General features: G+C 49.5%; 11 protein-coding genes. 8 read left to right on the plus strand and 3 right to left on the minus strand.

Annotation, left to right across the window (positions count from 1 at the left end):
* The first annotated feature begins 336 nt into the window (after positions 1 to 336).
* The 4 genes from NT002_07510 to NT002_07525 all read left to right on the plus strand — a co-directional run bounded on the left by NT002_07510 (position 337) and on the right by NT002_07525 (position 6,097).
* The gene (locus NT002_07510; protein MCX6829118.1) at positions 337 to 1,830 is read left to right on the plus strand and encodes a hypothetical protein; all 1,494 of its coding nucleotides are present in this window, start codon (positions 337 to 339) and stop codon (positions 1,828 to 1,830) included.
* Positions 1,831 to 1,984: 154 nt separating this feature from the next.
* Entirely contained in the window at positions 1,985 to 3,691 is a 1,707-nt protein-coding gene (locus tag NT002_07515) for a dockerin type I repeat-containing protein (protein MCX6829119.1), read from the plus strand.
* 16 nt (positions 3,692 to 3,707) lie between these two features.
* A complete protein-coding gene (locus tag NT002_07520) occupies positions 3,708 to 5,738 on the plus strand; it encodes a dockerin type I repeat-containing protein (GenBank protein MCX6829120.1) in 2,031 nt (676 codons plus the stop codon).
* Positions 5,739 to 5,884: 146 nt separating this feature from the next.
* Positions 5,885 to 6,097, plus strand: coding sequence for a zinc-ribbon domain containing protein (locus NT002_07525; protein ID MCX6829121.1), 213 nt, complete (start codon positions 5,885 to 5,887; stop codon positions 6,095 to 6,097).
* Positions 6,098 to 6,207: 110 nt separating this feature from the next.
* Here the strand turns inward: NT002_07525 and NT002_07530 are convergent, their stop codons facing one another.
* The 3 genes from NT002_07530 to NT002_07540 are packed head-to-tail and all read right to left on the minus strand — an operon-like array spanning position 6,208 to position 11,250.
* Positions 6,208 to 7,917, minus strand: a complete 1,710-nt coding sequence (locus NT002_07530; protein ID MCX6829122.1) for a M6 family metalloprotease domain-containing protein — start codon at positions 7,915 to 7,917, stop codon at positions 6,208 to 6,210.
* A gap of 17 nt (positions 7,918 to 7,934) precedes the next feature.
* The gene (locus tag NT002_07535) at positions 7,935 to 9,176 is read right to left on the minus strand and encodes a hypothetical protein (GenBank protein ID MCX6829123.1); all 1,242 of its coding nucleotides are present in this window, start codon (positions 9,174 to 9,176) and stop codon (positions 7,935 to 7,937) included.
* A gap of 31 nt (positions 9,177 to 9,207) precedes the next feature.
* Entirely contained in the window at positions 9,208 to 11,250 is a 2,043-nt protein-coding gene (locus tag NT002_07540) for a hypothetical protein (GenBank protein ID MCX6829124.1), read from the minus strand.
* A 254-nt stretch (positions 11,251 to 11,504) separates the two neighbouring features.
* Between NT002_07540 and NT002_07545 the strand changes: the two genes are divergently transcribed.
* The 4 genes from NT002_07545 to glgA all read left to right on the plus strand — a co-directional run bounded on the left by NT002_07545 (position 11,505) and on the right by glgA (position 16,023).
* Positions 11,505 to 12,011, plus strand: a complete 507-nt coding sequence (locus tag NT002_07545) for a QueT transporter family protein (protein MCX6829125.1) — start codon at positions 11,505 to 11,507, stop codon at positions 12,009 to 12,011.
* A 30-nt stretch (positions 12,012 to 12,041) separates the two neighbouring features.
* The gene (locus NT002_07550; protein MCX6829126.1) at positions 12,042 to 13,334 is read left to right on the plus strand and encodes a putative sugar nucleotidyl transferase; all 1,293 of its coding nucleotides are present in this window, start codon (positions 12,042 to 12,044) and stop codon (positions 13,332 to 13,334) included.
* 143 nt (positions 13,335 to 13,477) lie between these two features.
* Positions 13,478 to 14,515 carry a galactose-1-phosphate uridylyltransferase gene (gene galT / locus NT002_07555; protein ID MCX6829127.1) on the plus strand — a complete coding sequence of 346 codons (1,038 nt, stop codon included), beginning with the start codon at positions 13,478 to 13,480 and terminating at the stop codon, positions 14,513 to 14,515.
* Between the two features lie 5 nt (positions 14,516 to 14,520).
* Complete coding sequence (gene glgA, locus NT002_07560) at positions 14,521 to 16,023, plus strand: glycogen synthase GlgA (protein MCX6829128.1); 1,503 nt, start codon at positions 14,521 to 14,523, stop codon at positions 16,021 to 16,023.
* The last annotated feature ends 17 nt before the right edge of the window (positions 16,024 to 16,040 follow it).

Raw genomic sequence — 16,040 nt, forward strand, 5'->3', positions numbered from 1 at the left:
TATGCTTTATTCAACTATTTCAATCATAAATGGCACAGAAACAATGAAATAATAAAAACCATCAAAAACATGATACAAAAAGCAGCCTAAATAAATGAAAAAAAGGATATACCAATTTCCACACTAATATTGACATTACCCACAGCGCTTCCGCTTCTTCATTTCCTATGGTTGCCGCATAGAATTGATTATATTTGATGTTGAATGACACGAGAGTTTTACAGGGATGCATTTCGGATTTTTTGTTCTGTTTTTTCTCACTTCATTTGCCTGACGATATTAGTAATTATTGTTGCATCGGGAGTATCAACGGAGGGGGCCACGATCGATTCCTCCATGCTCCGGATTGACTCGGTCGTTATCGATAACCGCAATATATTCAATACCGATTCATCCCGCTACGATTACTGGCTTTTTCGGCTGGCCAATAAGCTTCACATGCGAACCAGGAAATCTGTCATAGAAAGGGAATTGCTTCAGAAGAAAGGAGATAGATTTTCCGAGGATCTGGCCTACGAGACGGAGCGCAACCTTCGCACACTGCCCTTTTTATGGGATGCCCAGGTTGCACTTTACCGTAGCGGCGACAGCCTGAGCATAATGAAGGTGACTACTTTTGATCGCTGGACTCTTTCGGGAGGGCCGTCGATGAGCCGCGTTGCGGGGCAGATTTCGTATGAGTTCGGGATTGAGGAGCAAAACCTGTTCGGCTATGGGCAGTACCTGTCATTTAATCTTCGTATCCGCGAATTTGAGGATGACTATGTGGAGTTTTCCTATACAGAGCGCCGTCTTTTCGGCAGCCGATATATTTTTGGCATATATTACAACGATAATCCCGAGGTTGGCCTTAAGAGTTTCACGCTGGATAGGCCGCTTTATTCTCTCAATGCCCGGATGAGCTACGGCATCGGCTATACCAGCATCGACCGCCGTGATGAATACTATATCGGTGGGCAGAAGGTTGCTGCCAACAAAACCGCCGGAGAGGAGTTTGATTTCACCGCGCTTTTGCAGTCGGGAACGTATAACAGTAAAATCAGGACAGGAATTGAATATGTTTATAAGAATGTCGTCATATCCGAAAGAGTGGGAAAGGGAGTCAGTTTTCCCTCCGACAGTTCCTATTCTCGCGTCACCCCGCAAATGAGCCTATCCCATATAAAGTATTTCAGGACGAAACGAATAAACGGCTTTGCCCGGAATGAAGACCTGCCATTGGTGAAAAGCGCGTCCCTGGCCGTGGGATGGGCCTTTGATACGGATCGCGGGCGCAGGTTGTACAATACGCTGGCATCGACCTATAATCACTCCGCCCGGCAGGGCGCCAATTTTCTCTTTTTCAGCTTTTTACGGAAATATTGGTATCTGGGGAATCTGGACTTCAGGAAACAGCAGATACTTTCGATAAAATATTATAATAACAAATATAGCTGGGTGACGCCGGTCCTGTTCGTTCTTTATGCCGAGGATTTCAGGGCGGATCGAACTACCGGCCTTTTTCTAGGTGAAAACAATGGACTGCGAGGGTATCCAAAGAATTTTGACGGCGGCGACAAATTGCTTCGGATCAACCTGGAAAACCGGTTTTTTACAAGACTTTCCCTTCTTACGGTCGATTTTGGTGCGGTCCAGTTTCTTGATTTGGGACAGAGCTGTCGCCGGGGAGAGGATTTCAGGCTGAATGATATGCTCTGGTCAGTCGGCGCGGGCCTGCGATTGGGAATGGAAAAGGTCTCAAATGCGGAGTTAATGAGGATTGATTTGGCTTATGCGGGCAAGTTGAGGAGATGGCAGTTATCATTTGCCATCGGTCAGTACTTAAAATGAGCAGATTTTGCATAATTCATTACTTTTTAAGTGCTTACGGGAATTATAAAGCTTGACAAAATTGGATTTATTTGTAAATTATTGTAGAAGAATTTCTTGCCCGAAACCGCTGTTTACCTCATAATGGTCATAAAATTGGGAAATTGAATACAAAATGAATGTGAATTTCTTCAAAATCGCCGGGATCAACCTGCTCTGGATGGGAGTAGTTTGCCATTTTGCCGTGGCCGCAAATTCCAGCGGTTATAGCGGTTATAAAAGCGGCGGCTCGATATCGCTGATCGAAAGGGCTTTTACCGAGGGTAAGATCAATCGCGGGGAAAAGATATTTCGAGACTTGCAGGCTATTCTGGCCCCTCGCGAGCTACCGGTTATTTATAAGGGCGCCGGGAACGACCTGGTACGTTGCGGCACACCTTTTGTAAGAGAGGCTCAGGATAATTGGGGGCTTATGACTCCCCAGCAGCAGTCTCTGGCCGCTAAATATATGGCTCGACCGACCCAAGATTCCGTTTACATTTCTCCCGAGGGGTATTTCAAGATTCATTACGACCTGGTCGGTTATGAATCCGTCCCCAATGAGGACCTGGACATGAACCAGGTCCCGGATTATGTGGAAAGAATCGGAATCTATGCCGACAGCAGCTACAGGCACTACCATCAGAATCTGGGATACCTGCCGCATCCCTCCGACGGCGACCAGTATTATGACATTTTTCTTCTCAAAATCGGCGCTTATGGTGTCACTGTGCGAGAATCTCCGGGGGACTCCTCCTGGAATGATTTTTATTCTTATATTCAGATTCATTGCACCTTTGATACCGCACAATTTCCTCCCAACGATGATCCCGAGGGGCAAGTCATAGGCGATCAAAAGGTCACCTGTACCCATGAATACTATCATGCGGTTGAGTTTGCCTATACCGGGGGGGGGATGGAGGATGTCTGGTGGATGGAAAGCGCCGCCACCTATTCTGAAGAAGTAGTATATCCCGAAGTCAATGATAATTATAATTATCTTTCGTATTTCTTCGACTATCCCGATACTTTTCTTACTTCCAACGGATATCATCCCTATGGAACCTTTGTGTGGCCCGGTTTTCTGGCCGAGAAATTCGGGATAAATTTCATTCGTTCTATCTGGGAATCGTGCCGTTTTTACACTTCCTTGCCTTCAATTGATACCGCTTTATCGAAAGTAGGAAAGCGGCTCAGCACGGTTTTCCCCGAGTTCACGGTCTGGAATTATTTCACCGGCGCCAGAAGCAATTCGATCGGTTACGACAGCGGTATGTACTTTCCGGAAATGCCGCTGGATCGTGTTATTCCAGCCTGTCCATTTTCTCCGGTTACGGCCAATAAACCTCCCGATGGGCTGGCTTCAGCTTATCTGGTTACCTACCCGAGTCCGACAACCAACGGCCTTTTAAGGATCGACTTTGACGGTTCCAATTCCGTTGTCTGGGGTTTCTCTTACATCACGTTTTTGAACGGGCAGATAACCGTGTTCGGCAATTGCCCGGTTGACGAACTGGGAAAAACCAACTGCGGCCTATATAACTTTATTCGCTATGACTCCATTGTCTTTATACCCTGTGTGGTCACTCCATGGCTGGATGACAATCAGTTCTCGTTCAAGACCGTTATTTATCCGCCGGGGGATGCCAACGGAACGGGTGAAGTCAATATTCAGGACATTACTTATGTTGTGAATTTCCTATACAAATCGGGTCCGCCCCCCAAATATGACCAATTGATGGCTGACGCCGACTGCAATGGAGTTGTCAATATCCTTGATTTAACATATCTGATAAAATTTCTTTATAAAGGCGGCCCCCAGCCCTGCGTCTACAGTCCATAAGCTATAGGAGCCCAAGATGCATCGGAGGATTAGTTCTGCTTTTGTTCTTTGTTTGATATTGATGTCCTTTGCCGCCATTTCGCCGTTTGCCGCGGCCGAGAATTTTTCCGGCAAGACGACAGCCAATCTAATTGAAGATGATTATAAAACCGGTCTTATCGACTATGAATCGAAAATAATCTATCAGTTGATGTCGGTGAGGGATTATAATAAACTTCCTCTAAAATATATGAGTTCTCTGACCGCGGCTGAGGCGACCAAGGGGAAATCGGCCACCGGCATTTTCCGCGAGGCCCAACAGAGTCTTCCGCAACTGTCGCCATCCGGACAGGCGTCGGTGGCGCAATACCTGGCCCGCCCCGGAGGAAACTTTACTTATGATTCACCCGGCGGATTTTTCAAACTGCACTATAATAAGAGCGGTACCAATGCAGTTCAATTGACTGACAATAACAGTAACGGTATTTCGGACTATATCGAAAAAGTCGCACTCTACTGCGATTCCAGCCGGCACACCATGGTGGATCTTCTGGGGTATGCGGCATCACCACTGGACGGTTCCGCGGGCGGTGACAGCAAATATGATATCTATTTTGAAGAGATGCAGTACTACGGATATACCGCCTGGGACGGCAATGGCCCCAATCCCTGGGATGACGCCATGAGCTATATTTCGCTACACCGGAATTTTATCGGTTTTCCGCCCAATGATGATCCGGATGGGAAGCAGTGGGGGGCGGCCAAGGTAACGGCGGCCCATGAATATTTTCATGCCGTCCAGTATGCCTATGATTATAACGAAGAGCTTTGGTGGATGGAAGCCGGTTCGACCTGGATGGAGGATGTGGTTTTTGATCCGGTGAACGACAACTACAACTATTTGGGAGAATTCTTTACATCTCCACAGACCGCCCTGACCGATAATGGCTTCCACGCCTATTCCAGCTTTATTTGGGATAAATTTCTGGAGGCGAAGTTCACGGAGGATGCCATCAGGAGGATTTGGGAGGGGTGCATCTACCTTTCGGCCTATAACGCTACCAATGACAGTCTTCAGCTTTATGGATATAATTTTGATAGCGCGCTGGCGGAATTCAATACCTGGAATTATATCACCGGCGGCAGAAATGATTATCTTCATTACGGCGACGCGGCCAATTATCCACTGATAACCATGGCCGAGAGCATCTCCTCCTATCCGGTGGGAACTCATACTTGTTCGGTTTCACCTCAGGGGTATGGGGCGGCCTATATCCGATTCACGCCCGGTTCCAGCCAGGGAGGATTGAGGATTACTTTCGACGGGAATGACAGCCGCGAATGGGCGGTCTATATTATCAAGTCTTCGGCCATCAATAGCCATATCATTGAAAAATTGGTCGTGAATAGTTCGGGCTGGACGGCGCAAACCATTATCAGTAGTTTTCGGAATTACAATTCGGTGGCTCTGGTGGCGATCAACACCAGCCAGTATTCGGCGGCCGGCTCTTTTGCCTATGCGGCGGAGATTATGCCGGGTTATTCCGTATCCGGCAACCTGCCGGGCGACACGCTGGGTTATTCCGGCAGGAGCCGGACAATGATTTATTCTGTCACGAATAATAGTACCTTTTATGACACGCTTAACACGACAATTACTGACAGTCTTGGCTGGCTGGTGCCACCCTTTGACACCTCTTTTGCTCTGGCGGGGGGGCAGACCGCTATCGCTGTTTTCGATTTTACGGTGCCGGTCGGGACGCCTCTGGCGACTCGCAACCGAATCAATCTGGCCGTGCAGTCGCAGGGAGACCCTGCCGTCATGAGTTCCACGACAGCGCCATTCCGGATAATTCTGCAGCGCGGCGACGCCAATTTTAGCGGTAATATGGGCGTCCAGGACATTACTTATCTGATAAATTACTTATATAAGGGGGGACCAGCTCCCATGCCCGCTATCTCAGCGGGTGATATGACTTGTGATGGGTTGGTGAATATAATGGATGCTACGGCCATTATTCGTTACCTGTATCAGGGGGGGGCCAATTCCCCCTGCAATCCGTTTTAAAAAATAGACCGGATGGTAAAATTTTCGCTTGACTAAATATTTTTATTCTGTTATACAAAAGCCAAGCTAGTTACATCCTGACTTTCGATCCCATAAAGTTTGGAGGATAACAAGGAAGTTAACTGATTAAAAGGAGAGGGGGAAAGATGGATTCCGGTTTGGAACCGAAAATCCTGATTTGTGTTGAATGCGGACAGGAGTTCGTATTCACGATTAATGCGCAGGAGTATTTCGCTGAAAAAGGTTACACGGAAGAACCGAAACGGTGCAAACACTGCCATATGCAGCACAAACGGGATAAGCGGACTGGCCCGGCCGAGGTCAATAAAATTGATGTCGGAACATTGTATCCCGAGTAGTCTAACTTCAAAAGCCCCGGTCAAGCGACCGAGGCTTTCTATTTGCCGGGGAAGCGCCGAGGGGGAGGTGGCGGCATTTTCCCCGGCCGGACCGAAATATTCTTCGGTCGTCATTTAATCAAAGTCATTTTTCTGGTCTCTCTACCTACTTCGGTCACCAATTCATAGAAATAGATGCCGGAGGGAACCGGCCGCCCGGCCTCATCGGTTCCATCCCAGGTTATTTCCGTCGATCCTGCGGGATATCGCCCTTTGAGAAGCTCGCGAATTGGATTTCCCAGAATATTGAAAATGGTCATAGTGACCTCTGTTCCCCGGGCCAGGTCAAACCTGATTCGGGTAGAGGGATTAAAGGGATTGGGATGGTTTTGTCTCAGGACGGTCCGCTCAGGGAGCAAATCGGTCCTTTCATCATCGACGGCACTGGCCAAAGAGACTTGCAGGCTAGCGGTCATAAGTGCGGCTGAGGGAGAAATGTCGCTTACGGCTACAATGCTATTAGCACCCGCATAAGAGTTGGTGCTGGGCAGAGTAGTGGAAGAAAAGGATGTGTGAGCGCCGCTGCCCGGGAAAGGATCGCCGGCATTTCCTGATGAGCTGTTTTTTTCCATTTCAAACAGTCCGTCAGACTGCTCCAGTGCCACCCGATAGTGACCATTGGCCTCATAACCGGGATACCATTGTTTATCATTGCCGGGCCTGGTTTCATCGATATGCCATATAAGGAGCCCTGATGAGGGAAGATAACTGTCGTATCCGGTCTTTTGCCGATTCTCAATGAGGAAGTATTCATCGGCCAGACTGCCGCCGGACCAGAGCCGATATATATCGCCGCCTCCTTCCACGCCAGGGATGAAAGCGTTGTTGATATTGGCGACGACGTTGGTGGCACTGGCGAACCCGAACCGGATACGCGACCAGGCGTCGGGGTGGGCGGGGTAATCCCCTCGGCCAGTCGGACCATTCCAGCTGCCGTAGGCCATCAGCGACCACTTTCCGATTCCGTATGAATCGCGTGGGGTATCGGTATCATACAGGTCGGGGAGTCCGAGGATGTGTCCCAGTTCATGGCAGAAGACGCCGCAGGTTATGTCACCGGGGGTATACCAGTATTCGGGTTGAATGCAATATTCATTTATATAGACGCCGTCTTTCGACCGTGGGACGATACCCCACTTATGGGACCAGATGTCGTTATCGCTCCAGGTTACTTCAGCGCCGGGTCCGGTATGGACCAATATGAGGGCGTCGACAAAACCGTCCAAATCATTGTCGTAATTGGAAAAATCAACCAGCGGATTAACCAGATCGACGATATCCTCACAGAGTTTCTGAGAATTCTGTGGATAGGCGCCCATGCCGTTTTGCCCGTTGCAGTAATAGGCATAGGTCTGTGGCGCACTTGTCCAGCCGATTGTAGAAGGGAGATTAACGGTAACGATATCGAGTTGACCGTAGGAAATCTCCTTATAATAGTTGCGTACCGTACTTTGGCGGTCAATGAATATCAATGTATCGAACGCGGATGCCTCCACCGAGCTGTTCTTGTCGGCGAATTTTAGGAGAATGGCCAGGGCATTGAATGTGCCTTTTGCAGATTGGGCGATTGGTGATGCCACCTTCCGCGGAGAATCAATTCCCTGTTCCATTAATTTCATCCTGTTTTCCAGATAATAGGGAAGTGGAGAGCCCTTCTTTGTTTCCTCGTTGTATCGTTCCGGGTTGGGCGGCATGGCGAAAGCAAGACTGCCAAGCCAGACGAACATGCCGAGAAACGAAATTACGGCTGTTCTATGTATATTCCTGCTAAGAGTTTTCATCACAATTGACTCCTGCACTAGAATTCAAGACCGGTTGAGAGAGCCAGATGGAGCCCTTTGCTCTCGTTGAAATTAAAGCCGCTGTGGTTGGATACGGCCAGGTCGAGATAATAGAAGGCCAGATCAAACCCCAATCCGCCGGAAAGAACCGATCCTTTGCCGCCGCCCAGCGAATAGCCGCCGCGAAGCGGCAGGAAATGCAGGAGTCGATATTCGGCGCCCGCTGAGATGCGGGGTTTGGAGGTGGCGCCGGCAGCCAGGCGGAAACCCTGCTCCCAATCAACGGCCCAGAGGAGCTTGCCGGCAGTGTGCGCCAGCCCCACTCTCATGACCGTCGGAAGAGTTGATTCGAAGCCGGGAATGTCTCGTGAGTATTCATCCGACACAACAATGGAATCATTCATGGTGGCCAGGGTAAGAGAATCAAAGCTGAAGTGGTAACCATGTTCCTCAGTATTCTTATTCCAGGTCATATGGCTGAGGAAATTTCTTAAAGCAATTCCGGCGGTGTAGCTGTTGGAGAGTTTCAGGGCGGCGCCGATATCGGTTGAATATCCGGTTCCGCCGGTGGCGGTGCGGGCGATCATGGTTCCCTCGCCATTGAAGCCGGAAGCCAGGGTGACCACGCCGCCGCGCAGTTCGATGACCTTTTCATATCCGAAACCGCGGATATATCGGAAGGTGCCGCCGACCGCCAGTTCATGGCTGCCCAGCCGCATGAGGGTGGTTCCGTAAGAAAGACCGGCCGAGGCAAAGGCAATTGCCTCACTATACATACCGTCGAGAGAGAACGTATCGGCGAGGCCATTCCCTTCCAGAAACAACTCAAGCGCATCTTTGCCCAGATTGACTTCCGTAGCGGCATTGCCGTTGAGGGATAGCACAAACGATCCCACCGATAACGACATGACGCTGGCTTCAATATCTGCCGTTATTTTTAGCCCTTCGGCTGGTATCTTTCCTAGGATTGTAGATTTATCATTTTCGGTTAGAATGGCGCCGGTATAGCTGTTATAATCGGAAAGGGTGAAACTATTGTTGGAAATTTCGGCGCCGATTCCGGCCAGTTCGAGACCGGCCTGCCGATAGCCGGACAGGCCGATATTGGCCGGATTATAAAGAGGGGCGTAGACGCCTTTCGCCAACCCGATATAAGCTCCGCCCATGGCCATCGCCCTCGCCGACGAGAGTCCGATCGGAAAAGCGGCAGCAGGCATCAAAGCCAGCAATATGAGCAGCATAATAGTTATCTTTTTCATATTTCCTTCATTTGAACTGAGTGTTTCGTAATTACTTTTCACCGTCGAAACGGTACTCGATCTGCAGCACCCCGCCGGCGGTGACATAGTCGGCGCCGGAAATCTTGACCGTCCGGCCGTCGCTTCCGGCCAGAGTGATCAATTGCCCGGAGTACAGAATGGGGTGTTCCAGAATCTTTATATCGAGGCTGTCAAGAGCGATGATATTCTGGCTTTCGGTCGGGGTGACAACGATGTTGCCCGCACCGGTGACGCCGGGCCTGACCTCGATCGGTCCGAGAACCAATTCCGGATTGGTAAAGACCGATGCAGAATCGCCACTCAGATAGATTTCCACAGAGACACCAAGCGGAAGATGATTGACTATCGACGAGAGGAATTGCGCCTGAAGAATATGTTCGGTAATCAGATCAATATTATTCTGGTCGATATCGCGAGAATCAATGTCGCCCCGGAAGGTGGTTTGCCCTATGATGGCCTCGAGCGGCGAACTTATTTCGAGGCGCGACACGATATAATCATCATGAGTGACAGTGCCCACCGTATGACCATCTCCGAAGAGGGCGGTACCGTTAACGGTGATGGCGGTTGGCACCGGGTTGAGGAAAGAGGCAACATTGGAATCGACTATATAGGAAACGACCGGGAAATCCGGTCCGCCGGCCTGAATAGCCCCGGAGAGATTGAGAATCTGTCCGCTGTTTCCATTAACTCCGATATTCAATGTGCCGGGGAAATTTATGCTATTTTCAATTTCCAGGATGAGTGAGGCATTGACCAGCTGCAGCGAATCGAAACCTTTGGGAAGGTCGATGTTCAGATTCAAGCCATTATAGGCCGCTTCGGTCGAATCGATAATGCCGGTCAGGGAGGCGAAGGTGAGATTGGTTATATCGGCGGAAACCAGAATGGAATCACTCTGATCGACTGTGACCATTGCGGGAGCCGAGGAATCTATCACGGCAGAGACTTCGATACTGATCTGCTGCGGCCGGATTTGATCGTACGGCTCGAAGAGATGACCGGCCAGATCACGGCTGACATTCTGAGTACTGTAAGGCGCGATGGTGCAGGTGGTCGAATAGGGGGCGCCGTCCAGCAGGAAATCGGGAACATCTATCTGAATGAGACTGGTCAAGCCGGTGTTGTTATAAATCTGCAGATTGAGATTGCCGGAAGCCAATTCTGCCGAGAGAATGGTGTTGGATTCCGAAAGCGGCACGGCCTGGGAAAAGTCTTTTACGATGCGTGGGATTTCGGCCTGCGCGGCGGAAACGGTCAACCCGGCGCCGCAGTCAAGGCCGGCCGTCAGTGATTTGTCGGCCAGAGATAACATGGTCCCGCCGGGCGTGTGGCAATGGATATAGAGGCGAAGGGTATTGGAAACGGTTTGTCCCGAGAGGTCGGCAAGGACTGTGTCACTGCCTCCATTCGGTATTCCGGGGGGTGTAATGAGTTCGGTCGCCAAAGTCCGCGAATAAACCAGGTCGACTAACTGCACGATGACGGTGTCCAAGTCGACACCAAAATCATTGTTGATGACAATGGCCAGCGAGCCGGATGAGATAGCGGCCCAATTGAATTTGTCGATCGGCGGATAATCTCTTTGAATGTCAAACGACCCCGGGGGGACTTCGTCCAATATCAAAGAAGCATAATCACTCAGATTAACCGTGATAGGCGTTGGATTCCCGGGATTGATATTAATTTCGCCCAGATTTTCTGCGGCAACCTGATGGATATCAGAACTGTTCAGATTTTCCGAGACGCGCAGCGTATCGAGCTCTTTGCGGAATGAAAATATTACATCTCCATTAGAATCGAGCGAAAGGCCGGGCTGGTCGATTTTTCTGATAATCTCCGGCATCAGGTAGGTCTTATTGATGAGCGGCAGAGTCAGATTGGTTGACCATGTGGGCGCTTCCGGTTTTTTGACCGTGCATTGAATCATTGTCAGGAACGCTATGACGGCGATAATCCCCAGAAGGATTTTCAGGCAGTAGCCCAAGATTATTGACTCGGTTGAGCGAGTTATTTTACGCCGCCGCATAACAATGGCGATATTATCTTCCATACCTCCCCCGAAAAGTTATTATTTTCGTTCTTTGTAAGGGAGATTGCGCAAAGGAAATGCCGGAAATCTGCTATACGGTAAGCGGTTAAATGGTAGCTGGTTATGCTGAAATATCCATGTCCGTAAAGGCAGCGGATTATGGGGAAAATCCCATATGTGTGGAATTTATTCGGGCAATGTCTTAGCAGTCCACGCATTATAGCGCGGCCAGATTTTAGTTGACAAAATGGCCGGCAGAGGTTTCTTAATCCCTTATGAGCAGGTGGGATGTGCGTGGTATTGCCTACGCCGGCATAATTGCAGCGCTTTATGCCGCAGTGGCAATGTTATTGGCCCCGATAAGCTTTGGAGTCTATCAGGTCAGAGTTTCTGAAGTGCTGACAGTTTTGCCGTTTCTTATTCCCAGCGCTCCTATTGGCCTATTTGTGGGGTGCGGGGTGGCCAATATTTTTGGCGGAAATGGTATTCAGGATATACTTTTTGGTTCTCTATTCACACTGATAGCCGGTTATATGACTTATCTGACATCCAAACTCAAGACAAAAGAACTGGCCATGATACTGGCGCCTCTTCCACCGGTGTTAATTAACGCTTTCGGGGTGGCCATTTATCTGTCACAGATAACCGCCATGCCATACTTCTTTGTGGTTCAAATGATAGGAATCGGTCAGATTGTGGCCTGTTATGTTCTGGGACTGCCGTTACTTATTTACCTCACTTCCAGGAAATTTTCATTCCTCGAGACGATCGGCCGACGCTGAGGATAATTTGATACTAATGGGCAGGTGATTATGAGCAAATGGTTGATTATTTTCGAAGACGACAGATTTGATTGCTTTTATCCTTTGACTTATTTGCGACCGGTTTATTTTCTTCGTCCGGGGATCCGAGCGATGTATGAGAAGATCATCGATGATTTCCCGGGGTATAAATCTTTTCTATTCTGCCGCCCGGAGATTGCTGCGGTTACTTCTGAGATGACCCACATCCCGGTCAATCATGTGGATGAAGACAAAGCGGAAGAGGTTATTCTTATCAACGGCAGGTTGCGACTTTCGGCTGATTTTGCCGCCGCCCTGAATGCAGCCGGGAAGAATGCCTTTCTTACTTCCGGCGGAAATGTGGCCGCCATCAAAGTGGTCGGCGGTTTGACTCCGGACGAGCAGAATGATCTGAACAACGGTGAATTGGGGGCTTTTGCCGACAAAATTCGGCGCCGCTCGGAAGCGCTCGATGTCGAAATTCCATTTTACCAGTATCTCTGGGAGATGGTAAATGCCATTGATGAAGAGCTGGCCGATGATTTTGAATCTCTAAGGAAGCAGACCGGGGAGAGGATAAAGGAATTGGAACTGGAAGTGACGACCGGGAAAGCGAGCAGTTTGTATCCAGGTGTGCATTTTATTAATCCGGGGAGCATTTATGCTGCCCGTGATGCCGAGCTTCTTCCGGGCTCGGTTATTGATGCCTCCAAAGGACCGATTTTTATCGGCACCGGGGCCAGAATTGAGCCTTATACTTATTTAATTGGGCCGGCTTATCTCGGTAAGGACTCTATATTGGTCGGCGGGCGAATAGCGGGGAGCTCAATCGGGCCGGTGTGCAGGGTGGGAGGCGAGCTGGAGGAGACGATCATTCAGGGGTACAGCAATAAGTATCATGCCGGATTTATCGGACACAGTTATATCGGGGAATGGGTTAATCTGGGCGCCATGACCACCAATTCTGATCTGAAGAACAACTATTCTGCCGTTCGGGTCTCGGTCAACGGGAAGGAGATTGATACCGGCAGCATGAAAGTTGGCTCCTTTATCGGAGATTTCACCAAGACGGCCATCGGCACGCTTCTCAATACCGGGATAAATATCGGCATTGTTTGCAATATTGTTTCCGACGGCGTGGTGGCCGACAAAGAGATTCCCTCTTTCACCTGGTATTCCTCACGGCACAAGATAGATTATCAGGTTGCTAAAGTTATAGAGACTATAAAGCGAACCATGGGCAGGCGGGGTAAAGAACTATCGCCGCAATTGAGCGCCTTATTGACTGAAATAAGCCGTCTGAAATCGGAAAAGAAAGAGTGAGACAGAGAAGGGGTTCAGTGGATTTCGGATATGTCGATAATATGGTAATACGGCGCTATTTCGGACGGCAGGAGGAGGCATTTGCCTGAAGCTACAATGGCGGGGCAAAGTGACCCAAACATCTGATATGACGAGGACCAGCAATGCCAGAACTTCGTAAAGATCCAATAATTGGGCGGTGGGTAATCATTTCGACTGATAGGGGGAAAAGACCCTCGAGTTTCGGTAATATCCCGAAGCAGGAGGAGCCGAAGATGTGTCCGTTCTGCCCGGGTAATGAAGCCAGCACTCCGCCCGAGGTTTTGGCGTATCGGGAGAGTAGCTCTCAGCCGAATAAGCCGGGGTGGTTTTTGCGGGTAATCTCCAATAAGTATCCGGCATTAAGGATTGAGGGCGCCCTGAATCGTGAGCCGAAAGGGCTTTACGACCGGATGAATGGAATCGGCGCTCACGAGGTGATAATCGAGACGCCCGATCATGCCAAGGATCTGGCGGATCTTTCGGTGGAAGAGATAAAGAGTGTTCTCTGGGCTTTCCGCGAAAGATCGCTCGATTTGCAGAAGGATCGTCGTTTCAAATATATTCTGATATTCAAGAATCATGGTGAGGCGGCCGGTGCGTCTCTGGAGCATAGCCACAGTCAACTGATTGCCACGCCGATTGTGCCCAAGAGAGTCTCCGAAGAGATGAGCGGCGCCGAGAAATATTATGAGTTCAAGGAGCGGTGCATCTTCTGCGATATCATTCGGCAGGAACTATCGGAGCGAGAACGGATAGTCAGCGACTATGGTGATTTTATCACTTTTGAGCCGTTTGCCTCGCGTTTCCCCTTTGAGACCTGGCTTCTTCCCAAGCAGCATATGGCGCACTGGACCGGTCTGGCGGCGGATAATTATATGTACCTTGCCGAGGCTCTCAAAGATACTCTAAATCGCCTACGCATTGCACTCAACAACCCGCCCTTCAATTTCATAATTCATACGGCTCCGATCGGGGCCGAGTATGATGAGGTCTATCACTGGCATTTTGAAATAATCCCCAAGCTGACCAAAATGGCCGGTTTTGAATGGGGCTCGGGCTTTTATATCAATCCGACCCGTCCCGAGGATGCGGCCGCCTTTATGAAAGAAATCGATACCTCTCAGGCGGAAAAGTTATTCGGTCTTCATGCCGCCGGCTGACACCCATGGATAGACTGAATATTGCCTTCATTACTCCGGAAGCAGTTCCATACGTCAAAACGGGCGGGTTGGCCGATATCTCGGGCACCCTGCCGGAACATTTGGCCCGCCAGGGGCATTCGGTAAAGCTCTTCCTTCCTTTGTACCGTCAGGTAAGAACGACCTGCCCCGATCTGGAAAAGATTGAAAGCGAAATTATCTGTCGTGTGGGTGAAAAGGAACAAAAAGGTGAGCTTTATCGGCCGGCCAAAGGCACGGCCGGCGTTGAAGTAATATTTATTGCCAATGATTTTTATTTTGACCGGCCGGAATTATACCGCGATCCGGCGACCGGCCAGGATTACACTGATAATGATGAACGGTTCATTTTTTTCTCGCGGGCGGTGCTACAAGGATTAAAGGCTTTGAACTGGTCTCCGGAAATTTTGCACGCCAATGACTGGCAGTCGGCATTGGTACCTTCGTACCTGAAAACTCTCTACTGCGACGATCCTTTTTTTGAAAAGAGCCGGACAATATTCACCATTCATAATATGGGTTACAAAGGGGAATTTCCGGCCGAGACTTTCTCCAAAATCGGCCTAGATGAAATATACTTCAGTCCGGCCGGGCCGTTTGAGTATTGGGGAATGGTTAGCCTGATGAAATCGGCGATTATATTTGCCGACCATGTTACGACGGTTTCGCCCACTTATGCGCGTGAGATACAGAGTTCATCGGATTTTGGGATGGGTTTAGAGGGAGTGTTAAGAGATCGGGCGACCTCATTAACCGGCATTCTTAACGGGGTTGATTATAATGTCTGGTCGCCACAGAAAGACAAACTGATTTCCTCGCGATATTTCCCTTCCAATATCTCCGGCAAGAAAAAGAATAAGCTGGAGCTATTGAGTAAAGCGGGACTTCCTTTGCGGATGGAACAGCCGCTGCTGGGAATGATCTCGCGGCTGGATAATCAGAAGGGGTTTGACCTTATCGCCGAGATATTCGATGAGGTGATGAAGGAAGATCTTCAATTCATTCTGCTGGGGACAGGGGATGATAAATATCATCGCTTCTTCAGTCAAAAGGAAATGGAATATTCCTCCAAATTCAGGGCCTATCTGACTTTCGACAACACGCTGGCTCATTTGATTGAGGCGGGCGCGGACATTTTCCTGATGCCGTCGCGGTATGAGCCATGCGGCCTCAACCAGATGTACAGCCTGAAATACGGCACGGTGCCGGTTGTAAGAGAAACCGGCGGTCTGGCCGACACCGTTGTGGATTTTGATGAGGAATCGCGGCAGGGGACAGGGTTTGTTTTTGAGAAATATGAGGCGGATGAGCTTCTGAGGAGCCTCAGGAGGGCGATACAGTTTTTTGGCCGGAAGCGGCTTTGGTATAAAATTGTCAAGCAGGGGATGATGATGGATTATTCCTGGGGGAAATCGGCCGAAGAATATACCAGGCTATACCGCCGGGTTCTGGAAATTGAGAGACAGCAACCGGTTCGGGACCAGATTTAATTTAACTGATGGGATTT

Source organism: Candidatus Zixiibacteriota bacterium (genome assembly GCA_026397505.1).
Classification (GTDB): Bacteria; Zixibacteria; MSB-5A5; order GN15; family PGXB01; genus JAPLUR01.

What these genes read in the sequence shown, in the direction of transcription:
- NT002_07510 (MCX6829118.1), top strand. Translation starts at nt 337, where the DNA reads ATGCTCCGGATTGACTCGGTCGTTATCGATAACCGCAATATATTCAAT.
- NT002_07515 (MCX6829119.1), top strand. Translation starts at nt 1,985, where the DNA reads ATGAATGTGAATTTCTTCAAAATCGCCGGGATCAACCTGCTCTGGATG.
- NT002_07520 (MCX6829120.1), top strand. Translation starts at nt 3,708, where the DNA reads ATGCATCGGAGGATTAGTTCTGCTTTTGTTCTTTGTTTGATATTGATG.
- NT002_07525 (MCX6829121.1), top strand. Translation starts at nt 5,885, where the DNA reads ATGGATTCCGGTTTGGAACCGAAAATCCTGATTTGTGTTGAATGCGGA.
- NT002_07530 (MCX6829122.1), bottom strand. Translation starts at nt 7,917, where the DNA reads ATGAAAACTCTTAGCAGGAATATACATAGAACAGCCGTAATTTCGTTT.
- NT002_07535 (MCX6829123.1), bottom strand. Translation starts at nt 9,176, where the DNA reads ATGAAAAAGATAACTATTATGCTGCTCATATTGCTGGCTTTGATGCCT.
- NT002_07540 (MCX6829124.1), bottom strand. Translation starts at nt 11,250, where the DNA reads ATGGAAGATAATATCGCCATTGTTATGCGGCGGCGTAAAATAACTCGC.
- NT002_07545 (MCX6829125.1), top strand. Translation starts at nt 11,505, where the DNA reads ATGAGCAGGTGGGATGTGCGTGGTATTGCCTACGCCGGCATAATTGCA.
- NT002_07550 (MCX6829126.1), top strand. Translation starts at nt 12,042, where the DNA reads ATGAGCAAATGGTTGATTATTTTCGAAGACGACAGATTTGATTGCTTT.
- galT (MCX6829127.1), top strand. Translation starts at nt 13,478, where the DNA reads ATGCCAGAACTTCGTAAAGATCCAATAATTGGGCGGTGGGTAATCATT.
- glgA (MCX6829128.1), top strand. Translation starts at nt 14,521, where the DNA reads ATGGATAGACTGAATATTGCCTTCATTACTCCGGAAGCAGTTCCATAC.